This window comes from Cellulomonas shaoxiangyii, assembly GCF_004798685.1.
GTDB classification, from domain to species: domain Bacteria; phylum Actinomycetota; class Actinomycetes; order Actinomycetales; family Cellulomonadaceae; genus Cellulomonas; species Cellulomonas shaoxiangyii.
In genome coordinates this window covers 3,750,556-3,772,006 of record NZ_CP039291.1, presented here as the reverse complement: position 1 = coordinate 3,772,006, position 21,451 = coordinate 3,750,556, and the positions used below count along the sequence as shown (strand labels likewise).

15 protein-coding genes are annotated in these 21,451 nt (G+C 77.5%); 14 read left to right on the top strand and 1 reads right to left on the bottom strand.

Going from position 1 to position 21,451, the window contains the following annotated elements:
* Nucleotides 1–58: 58 nt before the first annotated feature.
* The 14 genes from E5225_RS18310 (at nt 59) to E5225_RS16815 (ending at nt 20,257) form a co-directional block, all read left to right on the top strand.
* Nucleotides 59–4,552: a non-ribosomal peptide synthetase gene (locus tag E5225_RS18310; protein ID WP_482764123.1), complete on the top strand. Its 4,494-nt coding sequence runs from the start codon at nt 59–61 to the stop codon at nt 4,550–4,552.
* Nucleotides 4,549–5,793 (top strand): acyl-CoA dehydrogenase family protein, encoded by a 1,245-nt coding sequence (locus E5225_RS16870; protein ID WP_208012512.1) that lies wholly within the window; start codon nt 4,549–4,551, stop codon nt 5,791–5,793. Before E5225_RS18310 ends, E5225_RS16870 begins: the two co-directional genes overlap by 4 nt.
* Nucleotides 5,790–6,527: a thioesterase II family protein gene (locus E5225_RS16865; protein WP_135973116.1), complete on the top strand. Its 738-nt coding sequence runs from the start codon at nt 5,790–5,792 to the stop codon at nt 6,525–6,527. Before E5225_RS16870 ends, E5225_RS16865 begins: the two co-directional genes overlap by 4 nt.
* Nucleotides 6,524–9,463: a thioester reductase domain-containing protein gene (locus tag E5225_RS16860; protein WP_136225527.1), complete on the top strand. Its 2,940-nt coding sequence runs from the start codon at nt 6,524–6,526 to the stop codon at nt 9,461–9,463. The genes E5225_RS16865 and E5225_RS16860 overlap by 4 nt, the downstream gene beginning before the upstream one ends.
* Nucleotides 9,460–10,983 (top strand): amino acid adenylation domain-containing protein, encoded by a 1,524-nt coding sequence (locus tag E5225_RS16855; RefSeq protein ID WP_135975534.1) that lies wholly within the window; start codon nt 9,460–9,462, stop codon nt 10,981–10,983. The genes E5225_RS16860 and E5225_RS16855 overlap by 4 nt, the downstream gene beginning before the upstream one ends.
* A 55-nt stretch (nt 10,984–11,038) precedes the next feature.
* The gene (locus E5225_RS16850; protein ID WP_135975532.1) at nt 11,039–11,311 is read left to right on the top strand and encodes a hypothetical protein; all 273 of its coding nucleotides are present in this window, start codon (nt 11,039–11,041) and stop codon (nt 11,309–11,311) included.
* Nucleotides 11,312–11,718: 407 nt separating this feature from the next.
* A complete protein-coding gene (locus tag E5225_RS17640) occupies nt 11,719–12,537 on the top strand; it encodes a hypothetical protein (protein ID WP_135975530.1) in 819 nt (272 codons plus the stop codon).
* 5 nt (nt 12,538–12,542) lie between these two features.
* On the top strand, nt 12,543–14,438 hold the full coding sequence (locus E5225_RS16845) for an ABC transporter ATP-binding protein (protein ID WP_167306028.1): 1,896 nt from the start codon (nt 12,543–12,545) through the stop codon (nt 14,436–14,438).
* The gene (locus tag E5225_RS16840; protein ID WP_135975511.1) at nt 14,435–15,511 is read left to right on the top strand and encodes an alpha/beta fold hydrolase; all 1,077 of its coding nucleotides are present in this window, start codon (nt 14,435–14,437) and stop codon (nt 15,509–15,511) included. Before E5225_RS16845 ends, E5225_RS16840 begins: the two co-directional genes overlap by 4 nt.
* Nucleotides 15,508–16,059 (top strand): hypothetical protein, encoded by a 552-nt coding sequence (locus E5225_RS16835; protein WP_135975509.1) that lies wholly within the window; start codon nt 15,508–15,510, stop codon nt 16,057–16,059. The genes E5225_RS16840 and E5225_RS16835 overlap by 4 nt, the downstream gene beginning before the upstream one ends.
* Before the next feature lie 22 nt (nt 16,060–16,081).
* On the top strand, nt 16,082–16,771 hold the full coding sequence (locus E5225_RS16830; RefSeq protein WP_135975507.1) for a helix-turn-helix transcriptional regulator: 690 nt from the start codon (nt 16,082–16,084) through the stop codon (nt 16,769–16,771).
* 8 nt (nt 16,772–16,779) lie between these two features.
* The gene (locus E5225_RS16825) at nt 16,780–17,250 is read left to right on the top strand and encodes a thiol-disulfide oxidoreductase DCC family protein (protein ID WP_208543834.1); all 471 of its coding nucleotides are present in this window, start codon (nt 16,780–16,782) and stop codon (nt 17,248–17,250) included.
* On the top strand, nt 17,247–18,575 hold the full coding sequence (locus E5225_RS16820) for an NAD(P)/FAD-dependent oxidoreductase (RefSeq protein ID WP_135975007.1): 1,329 nt from the start codon (nt 17,247–17,249) through the stop codon (nt 18,573–18,575). The genes E5225_RS16825 and E5225_RS16820 overlap by 4 nt, the downstream gene beginning before the upstream one ends.
* Complete coding sequence (locus E5225_RS16815; RefSeq protein ID WP_208012617.1) at nt 18,572–20,257, top strand: alpha/beta fold hydrolase; 1,686 nt, start codon at nt 18,572–18,574, stop codon at nt 20,255–20,257. Before E5225_RS16820 ends, E5225_RS16815 begins: the two co-directional genes overlap by 4 nt.
* A gap of 75 nt (nt 20,258–20,332) precedes the next feature.
* Here E5225_RS16815 and E5225_RS16810 read toward each other — a convergent pair whose 3' ends face one another.
* Nucleotides 20,333–21,448, bottom strand: coding sequence for a methyltransferase (locus E5225_RS16810; protein WP_135975004.1), 1,116 nt, complete (start codon nt 21,446–21,448; stop codon nt 20,333–20,335).
* Nucleotides 21,449–21,451: the final 3 nt, after the last annotated feature.

Genomic DNA, 21,451 nt, shown 5'->3' with positions numbered 1-21,451 from the left:
CGCCCCGGGCGACGCGGCCGCGGGCGCCGACGAGGACGCGGACGACCTGCCGCGCGCCGTGCCCGACCCCGAGCACCTGCACGAGGCGTTCCCGCTCAGCGAGATCCAGCAGGTGCAGTGGCTCGGCCGGATGAGCACGTTCGCCCTCGGCGAGGTCGGCGCGCACATGTACTGGGAGGTCGACGGCACGACGCTCGACCTGCCGCGGCTCGAGGCGGCGCTGCACCGGCTGGTCGACCGGCACGCGATGCTGCGCGCGGTGATCCGGGAGGACGGCCTGCAGCAGGTGCTGCCGCACGTCGAGCCGTACCGCATCGGCGTCACCGACCTGCGTGACGTGCCCGCCGCCGAGCGCGAGCAGCACCTCGCGGACATGCGCACCGCCCTGTCGCACGAGATGCGCCCGCTCGACCGGTGGCCGCTGTTCGACGTGCGCGCGGTGCAGCTGCCCGGCGGGGTGACGCGCCTCTTCCTCGGCTTCGAGCTCGTCATGGCCGACATGGGCAGCGTCCGCATCCTGCTGCGCGACTGGCGCGCGATGTACGAGGACCCGGCGCGCGAGCTGCCGGCCCTCGGCCTGTCCTTCCGCGACTACCAGCTCGCGTCGGCGCGCATGAAGGAGACCGAGCGGTACCGGCGCAGCCTGGCGTACTGGCGCGAGCGCGTCGCGCAGCTGCCGCCGGCGCCCGACCTGCCGCTGGCCGTGGCGCCCGAGGAGGTGCGCACGCCGCGGTTCAGCCCGCGCACCGCGCGCATCCAGCGGGAGGTCTGGGACCGCGTCACCGCGCGCGCCGCGCGGCACGGGCTGACGCCCTCGACGGTGCTGCTCGCGTCGTACGCGCTGGTGCTCGGGCGGTGGAGCCGCACGGCGGCGTTCACGCTCAACGTGACGAGCAACGTGCGCCTGCCCGTGCACGAGGACGTCGAGCAGATCGCCGGCGGGTTCGCGTCGTTCGGGCTGCTGCCCGTGGACCTGGCCGACCGTCCGACCGTCCTGCAGGTCGCGCGCGCCCTGCAGGAGCAGAGCTGGCAGGACCTCGAGCACCGCTGGGTCAACGGCGTGGAGGTGCTCCGCGAGCTCGCGCGGGTCCGCGGCGACGGGTCCGGCGCGCTCATGCCCGTCGTCTTCACCAGCACGCTCGTCAACAGCGTCGGCGAGGACCGCACGTCGATGGTCGACTGGCTCGGCGACCTGGCGCACGAGATCATCCAGACTCCGCAGGTGTGGCTCGACGCCGCGGCGCTCGAGGTCGAGGCGGGCCTCGTCGTCGGGTTCCCGGCGGTCGACGGCCTGTTCCGCGAGGGCGTCGTCGACGCGATGTTCGCGGCGTACCGCGCCTTGCTGGAGGCGCTCGGCGACCCGGACGGCGGCGCGTGGGACGCGGCGCCGGACCTGCTGCCGGCGGGGGACCGGGAGGTCGTCGAGGCCGCCAACGCGACGGCCGGGACCGTGCCGGACGGGCTGCTGCACACCCGCCTGATCGACCACGCCGTCCGCACGCCGGAGGCCGTCGCGGTCGTCGACGCCGCCGGTCCCGTGACGTACCGCGACCTGCACGAGCGCGCGTGCGGCCTCGCCTGGCAGCTGCGCGACCTGGGGGTCGGGCCGGGGCAGCGGGTCGCCGTGACGGTGGACAAGTCCGCCGAGCAGGTGGTCGCCGCGCTCGCGGTGCTGCTCACCGGCGCCGCGTACCTGCCGGTCGACGCGAGCGCACCGGCCGCACGCCAGGACCAGGTGGTCGGCCTGGGCGGCTGCCGCGTCGTCGTCGTCGCGCAGGACGACGACCGTGCGCGGCCCGCCGGTGTGACGGCCGTGCCCGTGCTCGCAGGCGCCGGGGCCCCCCGGCGCCACGACGCGCCCCGTGCGCTGGTGGAGCCGGGCGACACGGCGTACGTCATCTACACGTCCGGCTCCACGGGCCTGCCGAAGGGCGTCGTGGTCTCGCACCGCGCGGCGGTCAACACGTGCGTCGACGTGGACGAGCGCTTCGGCGTCGGCCCGGGCGACGCGGTGCTGGGCCTGTCGTCCCTCGGGTTCGACCTGTCGGTGTGGGACGTGTTCGGCGTGCTCGGTGCCGGCGGCACGCTCGTGCTGCCGGAGCCGGCGGCGCGCCGGGACCCGGCCCGCTGGCTCGAGCTGGTGCGCACGCACGGCGTGACGCTGTGGAACTCGGTGCCCGCGCTCATGCAGATGCTCGTGGAGCACGTGGAGGGCGGTGCCGACGCCGGCCTCGGGGGCCTGCGGCTGTCGCTGCTCAGCGGCGACTGGATCCCCGTGGACCTGCCGGACCGGCTCCGCGCGGTCGCGCCGGCGTGCCGCGTGGTGAGCCTGGGCGGGGCGACGGAGGCAGGCATCTGGTCGGTCCTGCACGAGGTCGACGAGGTCGACCCCGCGTGGGACTCGATCCCGTACGGCCGGCCGCTGCGCAACCAGACCCTGCATGTGCTCGACGACCGGATGCAGGAGTGCCCGGTCGAGGTGACCGGCGACCTGTACATCGGCGGCACCGGCCTCGCCGACGGGTACTGGGACGACCCGGAGCGCACCGCCGCAGCGTTCGTCACGCACCCGGTGACGGGCCGGCGGCTGTACCGCACGGGCGACCTGGCGCGACGCGGGCCGGACGGCACGCTGGAGTTCCTCGGCCGCGTCGACCTCCAGGTCAAGGTCGGCGGGTACCGCATCGAGCTCGGCGAGATCGAGGCCGTGCTGCAGCGGCACCCCGCGGTGCTGGGCGCGGTCGCGGCCGCCGTCGGCGAGCGGCACCACCGGCGCCTGGTCGCCGGCGTCGTCCTCGCCCCGGACGCCGGCGGACCGGACGCCGACCCGCCGGCGGTCGCGGCCGGCGTGCTCGCGCACGTCGCGACCGTGCTGCCGCACTACATGGTGCCCGGCGCGCTCGAGGTCCTCGACGCCCTGCCGCTCAGCGCGAACGGCAAGGTCGACCGCAGCCGCCTGGCGGCGCTCGTCGCGGGCGGGGGTGCGCCGGCGGCGCCGGCCGTGCGGCCCGACCTGACGCCCGCCGCGCTCCGGATCGCCGAGCTGGCGCGGGAGGTGCTGGGCGCGGCCGAGGTCGACCCGTACGCGAGCTTCTTCGACCTCGGCGGGGACTCCATCGCGGGCGTCCGGGTGGTCAACCGGGCGAGCCGCGAGGGCGTGCCGGTCGTGCTGCACGACCTGTTCGAGGCGACGTCGATCGCCGAGCTCGGCGTGCTCGTCGAGGAGCGGGCCCGGCACGGTGCGGCCGCCTGCGGCGGCGGCACGGTGGCGCTCACGCCGCTGCAGGACGCCGTCCTGGCGGGCGCGTCCGGCGGGACGGCGCCCGGGGCGTTCCGGGTGGAGCTGCCGGTGTCGGCCGACGTCTGCCCCGACGTCGCCCGCGCGGCGTTCCGCCACCTGCTCGACGCGCACGACGCGCTGCGCCTGCGCGTGGTGGCCGACGGGGACGGAGCCCGGCAGGCGGTCGCACCCGCGGCCGACGAGGACGACTACGTGGCGCTCGTCGAGCTCGGCGTCCTCGACCCGCAGGCTCGCCCCGCAGCGGCCGAGGAGGTCGTCGCGCAGCTGCACGACGAGCTGGACACCGTGCACGGCCCCGCCACGAAGCTCGTGCTGCTCGACCGCGGGTCGCAGGGCCGGTCGCTGGTGTGGGTGCTCAGCGAGCTGGTGGTCGACGCGCCGTCGTGCCGCCTGTTGGCCGACGCGCTCGCGCGGACCGTCGTGACGCTGGTCCGCGGCGAGCAGGTCGTCCCGGCGCTGCCCGAGGACGCGTTCACGTCCTGGGCGGGCGCGCTGCCGGACGTGCCGCGGCACCCGCTGCCCGTCGGCGCGGACGCGACAGCCGTGGCGAGCGTCGGGTGGGAGGCCGACGCGAGCGCCGCCCTCCTCGACGGCGCGTGGGCGGCGCACCGCGCGGAGCCCACGCACGTCCTTCTCGCGGCGGTCGACCGACTGGGTGCGGGCCTCCGCGTCGACCTCGTGGTCGACGGGCGCGACGCGGTGCCGGCCGGCGCGTTGCACCGCACCGCGGGGCCGTTCGGCTGGACGGCGGCCGTGCCTGCCGGCGGCGACCCGGGTGCGGGCGACGGCCCCGACGTCGCAGGGTGGCTCGCCGCGGCCAAGCACCGCGCACGGGCGGCCGTCGCGGCGGCCGGCGCGGCCGGGGACCCGCCCGGCGACGTGCTGCTGCGGGTCGTGGACGGGCGCGGGCTGACGGGCGCAGGCGCGCCCGGCTCAGCCGCCCCGGATGCCTCGGACGCCACCGCGGGACCGGTGCTCGACGTGCTGCCCGGCGCGGTCCGCACCCACCCGGTGGTGGTGACGGCGGTGCTGACGGGCCACGGCCTGCGGCTCTCGGTGGCCGCCGCCGACGTCGACGCGGCCGGCGCCGCCGCGTCCGCGCTGGCCGCGGCGCTGACCGACCTCGCGGCGGGCTGCACGGCGGCGGACGGGACGGCGGGCGTCACGGCCGGCGACTTCCCGATGTCGGGCCTCGACGACGACGAGCTCACCGGCCTGCTGGCCGCGCTCACGCAGGACGGTGCGCGGTGAGCGCGCCGGTCGTCACCGTCGTCGCCGGGCCCACGCGGGCCGCGGCACCCGCACCCGCGGCTCCGCTGGCGTCGCTCAGCGTGCTGCCGCCCGGACGGGATGCCTGGCGGACGCACGTGCGCACGTTCGCCCGCACGCACGTGGCGCCGCGCTCGGCCGCCATGGACGCGCAGGCGCGCATCGACCCCGACCTGCTGCCGGAGCTGGTCCGGGCGGGCCTCCTGGCGGTCGAGGTGCCGCGCGTGTACGGCGGGCACGGGGGCGACCTCCTCGACGTGGTCGTGGCCATCGAGGAGATCAGCCGCGTCGACCCGGCCGTCGGGGTCTTCGTCGACGTGCAGAACGCGCTCGTCGCGGCGGCGCTGCTGCGGCACGGGACGGGCGACCAGCGGCGGCGGTACCTGCCGCGGCTGGCGACCGGCACGGTGGGCGCGTACGCGCTGTCCGAGCCGGGGTCCGGCAGCGACGCGTTCGCGCTGACCACCGTCGCGGTCCCGGACGGCGACGGCTACCGGCTGACGGGACGCAAGGCGTGGACGACGAGCGCGCGGGAGGCCGGGGTCCTGGTGGTGTTCGCCGCGGTCCTGGACGGGCCCGACGCGGCCGACGGGGGCGGCGCCCGGCGCACCACGGCGTTCCTCGTGGACCGCGACCGGCCGGGCGTGTCGGTGCAGCCGCCGGTGCGCACGCTCGGCATCCGCGCGAGCTCGACGTGCGACGTCGTGCTCGATGACGTGCGCGTGGGCCGCGAGCAGGTGCTCGGCGGCGTGGGCGACGGCGAGCACGTGACCGTCGAGACGCTCAACATCGGCAAGCTCGGCATCGCTGCCCAGCTGCTCGGGCTCGCCGAGGGCGCGCTCGCCGCGGCGGTCGCCTACGCGCAGGAGCGCCGCCAGTTCGGCGTGCCCGTCGGCACGTTCCAGGGCGTGCAGTTCCCGCTCGCCCAGCTGGCCGCCGAGGTGCGCGCGGTGCGCCTGCTCGTGCACGACGGCGTCGCGCTCATGGAGCACCCCGATCCCGCGGAGCGCATGGCGGCAGCCGCGACGGCCAAGCTGCTCGCCTCGCAGGTGGCGGAGCGGGCCGCGTCGCAGGCGGTCGAGACGCTGGGCGGCGCGGGCTTCACCGACGCCCACCCCGTCGAGCGGCTCTACCGCGACGCGAAGGTCGGCACCATCTACGAGGGGACGACGAACATGCAGCTGCGCACGCTCGCGTCGGTGCTGCTGGGCGGTGCGCGGTGACCCCCCTGCGCCTGTACTGCCTCCCCTACGCGGGAGGGTCGGGCCGGGTGTTCGCGGACTGGGGGCCCGACCTGGCACCCCGCGTCGACGTCGTCCCGCTCGAGCTGCCGGGCCGTGGTTCCCGCCTGCGCGAGGAGCCCCTCGACCGCCTGGAGCCGGTGGTGCGCGACGTCGTGGGCTCCGTGCTGCGGGACCGCGTCGCGCACGGGCCCGCGCCCTTCGCGGTGCTCGGCTACAGCTACGGCGCGGTGCTGGCGTTCGAGCTGGCCCGGGCGCTCGAGCACGCGCACGGGCTGCGGCCGGAGCACCTCGTCGTCGCCGCGATGCGGGGGCCGCGCTGGCCCGGGCCGGTCGTGCAGGTGGCGCAGCTGTCGCCCGAGCGGTTCCGCCACCGGCTCGCGCGCCTCAACGGCACGCCCCGCGAGCTGCTCGACGACCTGGGGTTCATGGCGCTCATGGAGCCCGTCCTCCGCGCGGACTTCGCTGTCGCCGACTCCTACCTGTGGCGCGACGGCCCGGGCGTCGGCTGCCCGGTCACGGCCCTGGGCGGCACCGCCGACCGCAGCGTCACCGCCGCCGCGCTCGACGCGTGGGCCGCGGCCACCACCGGGCCCTTCCGGCGCCACCTGCTCCCGGGGGACCACTTCTTCCTGCGGCCCTCCCGCGAGGGCCTGCTCCGCACGCTCGCCGACGCCCTGCGCGTCGGTGGGCCCGTCGCCGAGGTGAGCGCATGATCGACGTCGAGGACATCTACGAGCTCGCACCGGTGCCGCGCGGGATGCTGGTGCACGGCCTGCGCGCGCCGCAGGACGGCGCCTACGTCGAGCAGACGCTCCTGCGCCTGGCCGGCCCGTTGGACGGCGCGGCGTTCTGGGACGCGTGGCAGCTCGTCGTCGACCGCCACCCGTCGCTGCGCACGGGTGTGCACTGGCGCGACGTGCGCGTGCCCGTCCAGGTCGTCCGCCGGGGCGTGGTGCTCCCGCACGAGGAGCTCGACTGGCGCGGCGCGCCGCCCGCGGAGGTCGAGCGGCGGCTGCGTGACCTGCTCGACACGGAGCGCCGGGCGGGCCTCGACCTCGAGCGGCCGCCGCTGCTGCGCGTCGCGCTCGTGCACCACGGCGACGACGCGCACGTCGTCGCGCTGCGCATGTCGCACCTCGTCGTCGACGGCTGGTCGGTCGGCGTGCTGTGCGGCGAGTTCGTCGCGGCGTACCGCGCGCTCGCGGCCGGCCGCGTGCCGGTGCTGCCGCCCGCGCCGCCGCTGCGCCCCTACGTCGAGCGGTGGGCGCGGCGGGCCGGCGACCCGGACGAGCTCGCGTTCTGGCGCGCCGAGACGGCCGGCTGGGTGCCACCGCCGCCCGTGCGGAGCGCCGACGCGGGCGAGGCCGCGGGCGACCTGCCGCACGGCCTCGTCGAGGTCGACGCCGGCGCGGTGGCCGAGCGCCTCGACCGGGCGGCGCGGCGCGCGCGCGTCAGCCGGCACAGCGTGGTGCAGGCGTCGTGGTCGCTGGTCCTGGCGGCGGCGACCGGACGGGACGACGTCGCTGCGGGCACCACGTTCGCGCACCGCCCCGCCGACGTCTCCGGTGTCGAGGGCGTCGTGGGCTGCCTGCTCGCGACCGTCCCCGTGCGCGTGCACGTGAGCGACGACGCGCCGGTCGACGACTGGCTGGCGGGCGTCCAGGCGACGGTGCAGCGCGTGCGGGACCACCTCGACGTGCCGCTCGCCGACGTGCAGCGCGTGGCGGGCACGCCCGCCGGCGCCGAGCTGGTCGAGACCCTCGTCGAGCACATGAACGTCCCGCTGCCCGCCGTCGACCTGGGCGCGCACGGGCCGCGGCTCGTCGGCGTCGCGATGGACAGCCGCCCCCACGTGCCCCTGAGCCTGGTGGTCCCGCCGGGCGACCTGCCGCTCCGCCTCGTGCACGACACGCGCCGGGTGGGTGCGGGCGCCGCGCGGGCCCTGCTCGAGGCGACCGTGCGGGTCGTGGACGCGCTGGCGGACGCGGGCGCGCACGACGGGCGGGTCACGGTCGCGGCGCTGCGAGGGCTGCTCGGCGACGTGCCCGACCTGACGGTGCCGGACCCCGCCGCAGGGTCGTCTGCGGACGCCGTCGACGGCCCGCCGGAGGCCGCCCCGCGCGCCGGGACGGAGACGGAGGTCGCGGCGGTCCTCGCCGAGCTCCTCGACCAGCCCGCACTCGGCCGCGGGCAGGACCTGCTCGAGCTCGGTCTGCACTCGCTGCTCGGCACGCGTGTCGTCAACCGCCTGGCCCGGCGGTTGGGCGTCGACGTGCCGCTGCGGGTGCTGTTCGAGCGGCCGACGGTCGCCGGGCTGGCGCGCACGGTCGACGCGCTGCTGGCCGCGGCCGCGGCGCCCGCCGACGCCCCGGCCGGCGCGGCGGGCGGGTCCGGCACCGCGCCGGCGCGCACGTCCGGCCACCGGGCCGACCGGGCTCCCGACCAGCCGCACGGCCCCGCGTCCGACCTGACGGCGCACGTCCGCCTCGACGACGACGTGCGGCGCGCCGCGGCCGGCGCGGCCGACCCGCGCCCGGGGTTCCGGGGCGGGGTGCTCCTCACCGGCGCCACGGGCACGGTCGGTGCGGCACTGCTCGCGGCGCTGCTGCGCGGCACGCCCGCGCACGTCGTCTGCCTCGTGCGCGGGCGTGCCGACGCGGGCCGCGAGCGGGTGCTGGCCGCGCTCGCGGCGTCCGGCGGCGACGAGGACGCGGCGGACCGCGTCGAGGTGGTGAGCGGCAACCTCGCGCGCCCGCTGCTCGGCCTCGACGAGGAGACGTTCCGCACGCTCGCGCGGCGCGTCGACGACGTGCTGCACGCGGGCGCGTCGGTCAACTTCCTCCCGCCGTACCGCCGGCTCGCCCCGACCAACGTGCAGGGGGTGGTCGAGGTGCTGCGCCTCGCGGCGCTCGGGGGCGCCCGGGTGCACCACGTGTCGTCCACGGCGGTGCACGGCGGGTGGCAGCCGGGCGGCGCGGACCATCCGGAGGGCCGGCTCGGGCCGGTCCCGCCGGGGCTGGAGAACGGGTATGAGCAGTCCAAGTGGGTCGCCGAGCAGGTGGTGGGCCTCGCGCACGACCGAGGGCTGCCCGTGACCGTGCACCGGCTGGGCCGCATGGCGGGCGACAGCGTGACGGGCCGCTGGAAGCTGGGCGACGTGCTGAGCCAGGTGCTGCGCGCGTGCGTCGCGCTGGGCGAGGTCCCCGACACGGAGGCCGAGATCGACCTCATGCCCGTGGACGTCGCGGCCCGCGCGGTCGTCGCCGCCGGTGCGTCGGCGGCGTCCACCGGCCGGTGGCTCACCGTCGCGAGCCGGTCCCGCTTCACCTTCCCCGTCCTGGCCGAGGCGCTGGGCGACCTCGGCGTGCCGGCCCGTACGGTGCCGCTGGACCCGTGGGCGGGCGGCCTGCGCCGGCTCGCCGCGGACGACCCGGGCTCGACGTGGGCGATGGTGCTGGCCGTGCTCGAGCCGTGGCTCGCGGACCTGCACGCGGGGCGGCGCGAGGGGCGGTACGCCACCGACGAGGCGGTTCGCCTGGCCGGGCCCGACGCGGCCGGCGTCCCCGTCGACGCCGAACTCGTGGGCCGCTACCTGCGCCACCTCGCCGACGCGGGGTTCGTGACCCCGGCCCCGGCGGGTGCGCGGTGACGGGGTCGGCCGACCGCGTCGACGCACGGTTCGCCGCGGTCGTGGCGCGCCGCCCCGACGCGGTCGCGCTGGTCGACGGGACGCGCTGGCTCACCTACGCCGAGCTCGCGGCCGACGCGGCCGACGTCACCGCCGGTCTCGCCGCCGCGGGCGTGGCGCCGGGATCGCTCGTCGGCGTGCGCATGCCCCGGGGTGCGGGCCTCGTGGCCGCGCTGCTGGGCGTGCTCGGCCACGGGTGCGCCTACGTGCCGGTCGACCCGACGTACCCGCCGGCGCGCCGCGAGCTCGTGGAGCAGGACGCGCGCCTGGCCGTCGTGGTGGTCCCGGACGCCGCGGGCCGTCCGCGGGTGCACCCGTGCGCGTCGGCGGACGCGGGACCGCCGCACCGCGTGCCGGACGACACCTGCTACGTCATCCACACGTCGGGCTCGACGGGCCGGCCGAAGGGCGTCCTCGTCGGCCACGCCCACGTGCTGGCGCTCCTCGACGCGTGCGCCGGGCGGCTCGACACCGGCGAGGACGACGTCTGGACGCTCTTCCACTCCGCGTCCTTCGACTTCTCGGTGTGGGAGATGTTCGGGTCGCTCCTGTCCGGCGGCCAGGCCGTCGTCGTGCCGCGCGCGCTCACGCGGGACCTGGGCGCGCTGGCTGACCTGCTCGTGGCCGAGCAGGTCAGCGTCCTCAACCTCGTGCCGACGGTGTTCGGGCACCTGGTCGGCGCGCTCGTCGACGCCCCGCGCCCGCTGCCCGACCTGCGCCACGTCGTGCTCGGCGGGGAGGCCGTCGACCTCGACGCGGTGGCGCGCTGGCGGCGCCTGGGTGCCGCTCCCGCGGCGCGGGTGTCGAACATGTACGGGATCACCGAGACCACGGTGCACGTCACGCACCGCTACCTGACGGGCGGCGAGCGGGCCGTCGTGCCGGGCGCCACGCCGGCCGGCCGGCCGCTGGACCACCTCGACGTCACGGTCGTCGACGAGCACCTGACGCCCGTGCCACCCGGCACCCCGGGCGAGCTGCTCGTCGCGGGCGCGTCGGTGGCGCACGGCTACCTCGACCGCCCCGAGCTGGACCGCGAGCGGTTCGTCGACGGTCCGCGCGGCCGCGCCTACCGCAGCGGCGACTGGGGCCTGCTCGACGCGGACGGCGAGCTGCACGTGCTCGGCCGCCGCGACCGCCAGGTGCAGCTGCGTGGGTTCCGGGTCGAGCTGGGCGAGCCGGAGGCCGTGCTGCGGGCGCACCCCGACGTGCTGCAGGCCGTCGTGCACGTGGTCGCGGCGCCCGACGGCACGGCCCTGCTCGCCGCCGACTACGCGACCGTGCCCGGCGCCGCGCTGGCGCCCGGCGACGTGGTCCGTCACCTGGCCGCCGCGGTGCCGCGCCACCTCGTCCCGGACCGGGTCGTGCGGCACGACCGGCTGCCCGTCACGGACCACGGAAAGGTAGACGTGCAGGCGCTCGCAAATGCGCGCGCGTGTTCCAGCACAATGGTGGATGCCGCGGTCGGGACGCGCTCGTAGCGTCGTTCTCGCCGGAGCACGAGGCGCCGGCGGAACCGACCCCGTGGAGGAAAACATGAACAGCATCGAGAATGCCGCGCAGCGTCTCGTCCCGGCGGAGGGCGAGGCGGTGATCGCGCCGCTCGAGCCGGTGGCCGTGGCCGCTCCCGTGCTGACCCCCGTGGCCGTCGCGTGGGCGGCGGGGATGGCGGCCGGCGCCGCGTACCACTGCTACAAGAACGGCTGCACGTCGGTGGAGGCGGCCTTCGTCACCATGGTCGAGGACAACGGTGCCGACCTGTCGGCCGACGAGCTGCTGCACGGCCGCGCGGAGCTGCTGCGCGGCTGACCGGATCGCCGTCGGTCCGTACGGCGCCTCTGACCTACCACGACGTGGGTCGCACGGGAACGTCCCGTGCGGCCCACGTCGTGCTGCGTCCGGTCGGGAGCGCCGCGCGCCGGCCCCGCGTGGCACCGGGCGTGCGCGCCGGCGCCGGCGTGCGGGCCCTCGCACCACGGGTCCCGGCCGTGCGTCGGGGTACCGAGGTCGGGCGGTGCGCGGCCCCCTGCCCGATCGGCTACGGCGGCCGTAGCCGGGCAAGCCGCCGCAGGGGCATTGGTGGTAATTCCCGGGAACGCGCACGATGGTCGCGGCCGCCGGTGACCGCCGGCGTCACGACGAGCGGGGGGCTCATGGCAGCCAATTCCGTCGCGCCTTTCGAGCGTGCGCTGAAACAGGTCGAGACGATCACCTCCGTGGGAATCGCGCTGACCGCGCTGGAATATCTCGCGCGTCCCGGCCAGCTGGGCGACAAAGGGCTGCTCAGCTGGGACGTGGAGCGCACGCGCATGAAGGCGGCGTCCCGCCGGCGCGCCGACGCACTGAACGTGCTGGCGAAGCCGCCCGGCATCCACGTGATCTTCGCGCTGCGCCTGCTGGCCGCCCTCGTGCTGCTCAACCCCGCGTCCCCGGCGCGGGCCCGCACGATCGCGGTCGGGTACCTGTCCGCGACCACGTACGCGCTGCACTACCGGATCCGGTACGGCACCGACGGCACGGACCACATGACGCTGCTGACGTACGCGTCGCTGTTCGTCGCGCGGGTGCTGCCCGCCGACGAGCGCGTGCGTCAGGCGGTCGCCTGGTTCCTCGCGGGGCAGACGACGCTGTCGTACCTCGCGGCGGGCCTCGCGAAGGCCGCGGGTCCGTCCTGGCGCACGGGGCTCGCGATGCCCGGCATCTTCCGCACCAAGGTCTACGGCGACCGCCGCGTGTACGAGCTGCTCAAGGACCGCCGCGCACTGTCGACCGTCGCGGGCTGGGCGGTCATCGCCGGCGAGGTCGTCCTGCCGCTCGTGCTCGTCGCGCCGAAGGCGTCGGGCTGGGGGCTGCTCGGCCTCGGGGCGTCGTTCCACCTCGGCAACGCCGCGTTCATGGGGCTCAACCGCTTCGTCTGGGCGTTCGTCGGCACGTACCCGGCCGTGGTCGCGTGCGCGCGGCACCTGTCGCCGGACGACCCGCGGGACCTCGCGCTGCGGGTGGGTGGCGCGCTGCGCCGCCTGCGGGAGCGGTGACCGCCGTGGCCGGCGCGGGTGCCGCCCGCGCCGACGTCCCGGCCGGCGCCGCCCGGGCGCCCGGAACCCCGCCCGCCCCGCCTGCGCCCGGGACTCCTCCGCCCGCGCCGCCCGGAGGTGCCCAGGCCGGCCCGGGCGCGCTCGTGCTGGCGCTGCTGCGGCCGCGCCTGCGCGCGCTCCTGGGCGCCGTCGCGATCGGCGTCCTCGCGGCGGCCGCATCGCTCAGCCAGCCGGTGCTCATCGGCCGGGTGGTCGGCGAGGTGCAGGAGGGCGGAGCGCGCACCGCCACGGCCGCCACACTGGTCGGCGTCTTCCTGCTCGAGGCCGTGCTGCTCGGCGTGCAGGCGTACGTGCTCGGCGTCTCCGGCAGCCGGGTCGTCCTCGACCTGCGCCGCGGACTGGCCCTCGCGCTGCTGCGCGCCCCCATGGCCGAGCACGCGCGCCGCCGGCTGGGGGACACGCTCAGCCGGCTGGTGTCCGACACCTCGGCGCTGCGCACGTCCCTCACGCAGGCGCTCGCGGTGCTCGTGCTGTCCGTCGTCACGGTGCTCGGCGCCGTGGGTCTCATGGTGGCGGTCGACCCCGTGCTCACCGGCGTGCTCGTGCTGTGCATCTCGCTCACCGCCGGGGCCGCCCTGCTCGTCTCGCGGCGCATCCGCGAAGCGACGCAGGACATGCTCGAGCGGGTCGGCGACCTGTCCGCTGCCCTGCAGCGCGCGCTCGGTGGGGTGGCGACGCTCAAGCTCAGCCGGGCGGAGGACCGCGAGGCCGAGCGGATCGGCCGGCACGCGGAGGCCGCGCACCGCAGCGGCGTGCGCTCGCTGCGCCTGGCGGCGCTCATGACGCCCGTCGCGAACGGCGGCGTGCAGGCCACCTTCGCGCTCGTGTTCACCCTGGGCGCCGTCCGGATGGCGGCCGGGACGCTCACGCTCGGGGACCTCGCGTCGTTCCTGCTGCTGCTCTTCTACCTCATCTCGCCGCTGGTGGCGCTGTTCGGGGCGCTCGCGCAGCTGCAGCAGGGCATGGCCGCCGCGGCCCGCGTCGCGGACGTGCTGGCGCTCCCCGACGAGGCGGCGGCCGCCGGCGCGCCGGTGCCGCCGGCGCCCCCGGCCGACGCCGGCGCGGACGCGGTGCTGCGGGTGCGGGGGCTGACGTTCGGCTACGAGCCGGACCGGCCGGTGCTGGACGGCCTCGACCTCGACGTGCCGGCGCGCGGCGTCACCGCCCTCGTGGGGGCGTCCGGGTCGGGCAAGTCCACGCTGCTCGCGCTGCTGACGCGGCTCTGGGAGGCCGACGCCGGGCGCATCCTGCTCGACGGCCGCGACGTGCGCGAGCTGCCGCTGGGCACGCTGCGCCGCCGCGTCGCGCTGGTCGAGCAGGACGCTGCCGTCCTCGACGCGTCCATCCGGGAGAACGTCCTGCTGGCCGCGCCGGACGCGGACGACGACGCGATCGCCGAGGCGCTGGCGCGGGCCGACCTCACCGACTGGGTCCGGTCGCTGCCGGAGGGTGACCGCACCGAGGTGGGGGAGCGCGGCGCCGCGCTGTCCGGCGGGCAGCGTCAGCGCGTCGCGGTCGCGCGGATGCTGCTGCTGCGGCCGGACGTGCTGCTGCTCGACGAGGCCACGGCGCACCTCGACGCCGACAGCGAGGCGGCACTGCGCCGCGCGGTGCACGAGGTCGCTCGGGAGCGGGCCGTCGTCGTGGTCGCGCACCGGCTCTCGACCGTCGTCGAGGCCGACCGGATCCACGTGCTGGACGGCGGGCGGGTGCGCGCGAGCGGCACCCATGCGGAGCTGCTCGCGGACGACACGTACCGCCGCCTGGTGCGGCACCAGCTGATCGACGCCGGCTGCGACCCCGCGGCCGGCGAGGACGCCGTCACGGAGGGGGTCCGATGAGGGAGACGCAGTTCTGGGGAGGCCTGGCGGCCGTGGCCGTCGCGACGGGCGCGCTCGCCGCCGCCGGGGCCGCGGCCGAGGCCGTCGGCACACGGCGGGACCGTCGCCGGTACCCGCCGCCGGGGCGGTTCGTGGACGCGGACGGCGTGCGCCTGCACGTCGAGGAGCGGGGTGCGGGGCTGCCGGGCCCCACCGTGGTCCTGGAGAACGGCATGGCGTGCCCGCTGGAGATCTGGTCGTGGGTGCAGGACGCCGTGGGCGCGGACGCGCCCGTGGTGGCCTACGACCGTGCCGGGCTCGGGAGGTCGTCGCCCAGCCCCCGGCCGCGCACGGCCGCGAGCAGCGTGGCCGAGCTGCGGGCCGCCCTGGCCGCCGCCGGGCACGCGCCGCCGTACGTGCTGGTCGCGCACTCCTACGGGGGCCTGCTGGCGCGGCACTTCGCCTCCGCGCACCCCGACGAGGTGGCGGGCCTCGTGCTCGCCGACGTGTCGCACCCCGACCAGCTCACGCGCTCCCCGCGCCAGCAGCTGGGGCTCACCGGCGTGGAGCAGCACCTGCGCGACGCGGAGCTGCGGGCCGCCGTCGGGCTGCTGCGCCGCACCGCCACCGCGGAGCGGCTCAACCTCGCGGGCCTCCCGCCGGAGCGTGCCGCGTCGGGCGTGGCGGCGTCCCGCGCGCGGCGGACGTGGACGGCGGCGATCGCCGAGTTCGAGGCATGGACGCGACTCGTCAACGACGAGGTGCGCACGTCCGTGCTGCGGCGCGACGTGCCCGTGTGCGTCCTGGTCGCCGAGCGGACGTTGACGGAGGACCCCGTGCACCTCGTCCTGCAGCGCGAGATCGCCGCGCTGTCCGACGACCACGACGTGCGGGTCGTCGCGGGCGCGGACCACTTCAGCCTGCTGACCGACGCGCAGCACGCCGCCGCGGTCGTCGGCGCGGTGCGCGACGTGCTGGCGGCGGTGCGCACGGGCCGGCCGCTCGCGTCGCCGCCGGAGCCTCCCGGCGCGGAGGGGCCGGCCGTGACGCCGGCACCCGTGGCCGTCGGCGTGGCCGAGGAGGTGGCCCGGTGAGCGCGCTGCGACCGTCCGCCGCGGACGTGCGCCTGGGCGCCGTCGTCACCCTGCTCGGGTCGTGGTTCCTCGCGAGCGTCGTCAAGCAGGAGCCGACCCGTCGTCTCAAGGCGCTGGACAAGCTCGACGGCTGGGGGATCGTCCTGCCGGAGTGGCGGTTCTTCGCGCCCAACCCGGGCGTGCACGACACGCACCTGCTCTACCGCGACCAGCTCGCGGACGGGTCGCTCACGCCGTGGAAGGAGTGCTTCCCGGCCGAGCAGCGTCGCGTCAGCCAGATCCTGTGGCACCCGGACCGCCGCGCCGAGAAGGTCGTCATGGACGCGATCGGCGAGATCATCCGCGTGCTCGACTCGAAGGTCCTGCAGAAGAAGGAGGACCTGCAGGTCACGATCACCTACCTGGTGCTGCTGAACTACGCGACGCACGGGCGCGAGCACCCGCCCGGTGCCCGGCGCACGCAGTTCCTCATCGCCCGGTCGACCGGCCACGAGGAGAGCGACGCACCGCTGCTGCTCTTCCTCTCGAACCTGCACCCGCTGCCGTGAGCGCGATCGGCCGGGGCCCGGCATGACGACCGTGGTCCTGCTGCGCACCGGTCCGCAGGACGACGTGTGGCAGGCGCGCCTCACGGCCGCCCTCACGGGTGCCGAGGGGATCGACGCCGTCCTGACCCGGCCCTTCGGCACGCCCTGCGTGCCGGTGGGCGCCGGCCCGGTGGTGCACGTGCTGCACGCCGTGGCCGGTGCCCTCGGCCACGACCTGCTGCACCGGTGGCTCACGCAGCAGGCGGGCGCGGGCGTGGTGGTCGTCGCCGCGTCGCAGACGGGCACGCTCGCGCAGGTCGTCGAGCTGTTCCGAGCCGGCGTGCGCGGGTTCGTGCTCACGGGCGCACCGCGCGAGGAGGTCGTGACGGCCGTGCGCGCGGTGGCCGCCGGGCACCCGTTCGTGCCGCCCGTGCTCCTGGCCGGTGTGACCCGGCTCGCGACGCGCCCGACCGTGCCCGGGCCGGTGGTGCCGCTCACCGAGCGCGAGCTCGAGGTGCTGCGGCACATGGCGCTGGGCCGCTCGAACGCGCAGGTCGCGGAGCGCCTGTTCATCGCGCCGGCGACGGTGCGCACGCACGTGCTGAGCATCCTGCGCAAGCTCGGCGCCCGGAACCGCACGGACGCCGTCGTACGCGCCTACCGGACCGGGCTGCTCGACATGGAGACCGACGAGACCGAGATCGACGGCCGGGACGCCGTCGGTCGGCTGTGAGGAGACCCGTGACCCCGACCACCGGTGCCCGGCCGCTCGTCGGCCCGCCGATCGCGCCCGGGCACGCCCTGCTCGTGTACGACGCCGACTGCGGCTTCTGCACACGCGCCGTCACGTGGGCGGACGACCACGTCCGCCCGGACGCGACGCCCGTCGCGTCGTACGTCGTCGACCACGCCGCGTTCGGCCTCGCCCCGGGGCGGACGGACCGGGAGATGGTCCTGCTCGCCCCGGGTGCGCGCCCGGCCGGCGGGGCCCTCGCGGCGGCCGGTCTGCTGCGCCGGGCGACCGGCCGGGGGGCCGCCGCGTGGCGCGGGGCCGGCGCCGTCCTCGGCGCCCCGCCCGTGCGCTGGCTCGCCGCCGGCGTGTACCGGGTGGTCGCCCGGCACCGCCACCGCATGCCGGGCGGCACCGTGGCATGCCGCCTGGACCACGCACCGTCCGTCCCGTCCCGCACCGACCCCAGGAGGACCCCATGACCGTGCCCACGACCCCGGGCGGGACGCCCGCGCCGACCGACGTGCTCGTGGTCGGCGGCGGTCCCGCCGGCTCCGCGACGGCCGGCCTGCTCGCGCAGCGCGGTCACGCCGTCACGCTCCTCGAGCGCGAGACGTTCCCGCGCTACCACATCGGTGAGTCCCTCATCACGGGGATGCTCGGCGTGCTCGACCGGCTGGGTGTGCTCGACCGCGTCGCCGCCGCCGGCTTCCCGCGCAAGAACGGGCTGAGCCTCGTGTGGGGAGCCGACCGCGACCTGTGGAACGTCGACTTCGCCGAGGCGGGCGGCCCGTACCCGTCGAGCTACCACGTGCGGCGCGACGAGTTCGACGCGCTGCTGCTGGACCGTGCCCGCGAGCTCGGCGTGCGGGTGCTCGAGCGGGCGACCGTGAGCGCACCGCTGGTCGAGGACGGGCGTGTCACGGGCGTGCGGGCGTCGGTCGACGGGGTGGAGCAGGACCTGCGGGCGCGCCTGACCGTCGACGCGTCCGGCCAGGCCCGGGTCCTCACGCGCCGCCTCACCCAGGTGCAGTGGCAGGAGGACCTGCGCAACGTCGCGTACTGGACCTACTTCGAGGGCACCCGCCCGCTGCCCGAGGGCCAGCGGGGCAACATCCTCGTCGAGCGGGTGGACGACGGGTGGTTCTGGGCGATCCCGGTGGACGACCGCACGAGCCGCCTGAGCGTCGGGTTCGTGACCCCGACGTCGACCCTGCAGGAGACGGGCCTGGGGCTGCAGGAGCTGTTCGACTCGCGTCGTGCGCGCACGCGCGAGCTGCGGCACCTCCTCGAGGGCGCGGAGTGCGTGTCCGGGTACCGCACGACGCGCGACTGGTCGTACTGCTCGGAGCGGTTCGCCGGTCCGGGCTGGCTGGCCGCGGGCGACGCCGGCGCGTTCATCGACCCCCTGTTCTCGGGCGGCGTGTGCCTCGCGGTCCTCGGGGCCGACCCGGCGGCCGCGGCCGTCGACGTGGCGCTGCGCCGGCCCGACCTGGAGGCGCAGGCGGTCGCCGCGTACGACGCCGGGTACCGGCGGATGATCTCGAGCTTCCTGTCCTACGTGCGCTTCTTCTACGACCCCGACCGCGACCGCGAGGACTACTTCGCGCAGGCACGCGCGATGGCGGACTTCCACGAGCGGTACCCGGAGGCCCGGCACGCCTTCGTGGCGGTGGTCGCGGGCACGCTCGCGCTGTCCGCGCTGTACGAGATCCCGGGCGTCGACGACCCGGCCGCCGCGGAGGCCGCCGACGTGCGCGCGGGCACCGTCGACCCGGCCGACCCCGTGCTCGTGGGGGAGCTGTGACGCGGCCCCGCCGCGGCGGCCGGGCGCCCCGGTCCGCCGTGGCGGCGCTCGTCGTCGCGGTCGTCGTCACGGTGCTGACCGCCCCGCCCGGCGTGGCGGGCACGGCGGCACGCACGGACGCGGCGACAGCCACCGGTGCGCCGGCGCCGGTGGCGTGGCGCGCCTGCGTGGAGCCGGACCTCGCCGCGCTCGGCCTGCAGTGCGCGGACGTCGCGGTGCCCCGCGACCACCGGCGCCCGCACGGCCGGCGGCTGACCCTCGCGGTGGCGCGGCGGCCCGCCGACGGGCCGGCGGGGCAGCGGCTCGGCTCGCTCGTCGTCCAGCCCGGCGGCCCGGGCATCCCCGGGCGGTCGACGGCGGGCATGCTCGCGGCGCGCCTCGCCCCCGACGTGCTGGCCCGCTACGACGTCGTCGGCGTCGACCCGCGCGGCGTCGGCGGCAGCATGCCGAGGCTGTCGTGCGACCCGGCCCAGCTGGCGCCGGTGCAGCCCGACCCCGTCCCGGCGGGGCCTGCGCAGGAGGCCGCGATGCTGGCCGGCGCGGCCGGGTACGCCCGCGAGTGCGCGGCCGCCCACGGGGACCTGCTGGCGCACCTGTCGTCCGCGGACGCGGCGCGGGACCTCGAGGTCGTGCGCCGCGCGCTCGGCGAGCGCACCCTGCACCTCGCCGGCTACGGGTACGGGGCCTACGTCGCCGCCCTGTACGCGACGCTGCACCCCCGCACCGTCGGCCGCCTCGTGCTCGACTCGAGCCTGCGGCCCGACGGGGACCTGTACCAGCACTACCTCGACCAGAGCCGCGACTTCGACGTCCGCGCGCACGAGTTCTTCGCGTGGGCGGCGCGCCACGACGGGACGTACGGCCTCGGCGGCACGGAGGGCGAGGTCGCCGCGGCGTACCACGCGCTGCGCGCGCGGACGGCGCAGGCGCCGGTCGACGGCGTCGTCGGGCCGTGGGAGCTCGAGGCGACCTTCCTCAACCTCGGCTGGGAGACGGCGTTCTGGCCGATCCTCGGGCAGGTGCTCGCGGACGCCGCGGTGCACGGCGACACCACGCTCCTGCGCCTCGTGCACCAGGACTTCGGCGCCCACCCGGACGACACGAGCTACGCGGCGTACACCGCCGCGCAGTGCACCGACGCCCGGTGGAGCCGGGACTGGCGCCGCTGGCGGCGGGACGCGGCCGCGACGCACGCGCAGGCGCCCTTCGCGACGTGGAACAACGTCTGGTACGTCGCCCCCTGCGTCGCGTGGCCCGTGAAGGCGCGCCCGGTGGCGGTGCACGGCGGGCGGGTGCCCGCGCTCGTCGTGCACGCGACCCACGACGCCGGCATGCGGCTGTCCGGCGGGCTCGCGATGCACGCCGCGTTCCCGGCGTCGCGGCTCGTGCTGTCCGACGGCGGGCGCGAGCACAGCGTCTCCCTGGTGCGCGGGGACGCGTGCGTCGACCCCGTGGTGGTCCGCTACCTCGTCGACGGCGCCCTGCCCGCCGACGCATCCGGCCCGGGGGCGGACGTGACGTGCCCGGCGGGTCCCGAGCCGGTGCCGTGGCCCGCTGCGGCGCTGTCCGGGCCCGACGCCGCGGGGGCGCGCAGCCACGCCGTCGAGCCCGCGCCGACCGGTCCCCCCGACGCGCCGACCGCACCCGGCGTGGCGACGCCGTGGGCCCGCGCGCGCGGCTGAGGCGGCCGCGCCGGTCCTGACGCACCTGCGCCCCGGGTCCCACCACCCGGGGCGCAGCGGCGTGCGCGGACCGGCTCAGCGCGGGGGGTCGCCCGCCGCGCCGTCGGTCACCGGGACGAGCGTGAGGAGCGTGGTCCCCGCCCCGCACGGCGCCGTGGCGACGTGCCGCAGGCCGGCGCGCGCGGCGAGCGCCGCGACCTCGGTCGGCGTGCGCACGCGCCCGCCGACCAGCACCATCTCGTGCAGGTCGACGTGCGTGGTGACGACGGGGTTCGCACCCTCGGCCCGGAGCCAGTCGACGACGAGCACGGCACCGCCGGGCCGGCACGCCTCGGCGCAGCGCGTCAGCACGCGCACGGCGTCCTCGTCGGGCCAGTCGATGAGGATGCTGCACAGCAGGTACGCGTCCGCCCCCGCGGGGAGCGGGTCGAAGAAGCTGCCCGCGGCGGTGCGCGCGCGCTCCCCGAGCCCCAGCGCCGCGAACCGCCGCACGGCCTGCCGGCACGTGGCGGGCAGGTCGACCACCGTGCCGCGCAGGTGCGGGTGCGCGGTGAGCAGCTCGGCGAGGTGGGCGCCGTCGCCACCGCCGACGTCGACGACGTCCTGCCCGTCCGCCCAGCCCGGCAGCGCAGCGAGCCCTCGCGCCGACGGCTGCGCGCGGGAGGACATCTGCGCCGTGAAGGCCGCGGTCCGCCCGGGCTCGTCCTCGACGTCGTCGTACAGGTCGCGCCCGTGGGTGCCGCGGTACGCCGGCTCGCCCGTGCACAGCGTGCCCAGCAGGCCCTCGTACGCCTGCTCCATGCGGTGCGTGACGCCGTGCAGGTCGAAGTGCGCCCGCAGGCCCAGCGGGTGGTCGTCGCGCAGCAGCTGCCCGAGGTCGGTCAGCGCGAACCGGCCGGGCGCGGCCTCGACGACGAACCCGCGCACGGCCAGGTAGCGCAGCACCCGCAGCAGTCGGTCCGGCTGCACCCCCGCGTGCGCCGCGAGCGCGCCGACCTCGTCGACGCCCGCGGCGACCAGGTCGGCGACCCGCAGCGTCGCGACCGCCCGCAGCGCCGCCTGCGGCAGCACGCTCATGAAGTTGATGAGCTCGCCGGCGCGCCGCTCGTCGTCCGGCGTGAGCGGCGGCGGCGGGGCGAGCGGGGGCGGGACGGCCCGCCGCGCGGGCGTGACGGTCGACGTGGCGGTCATCGG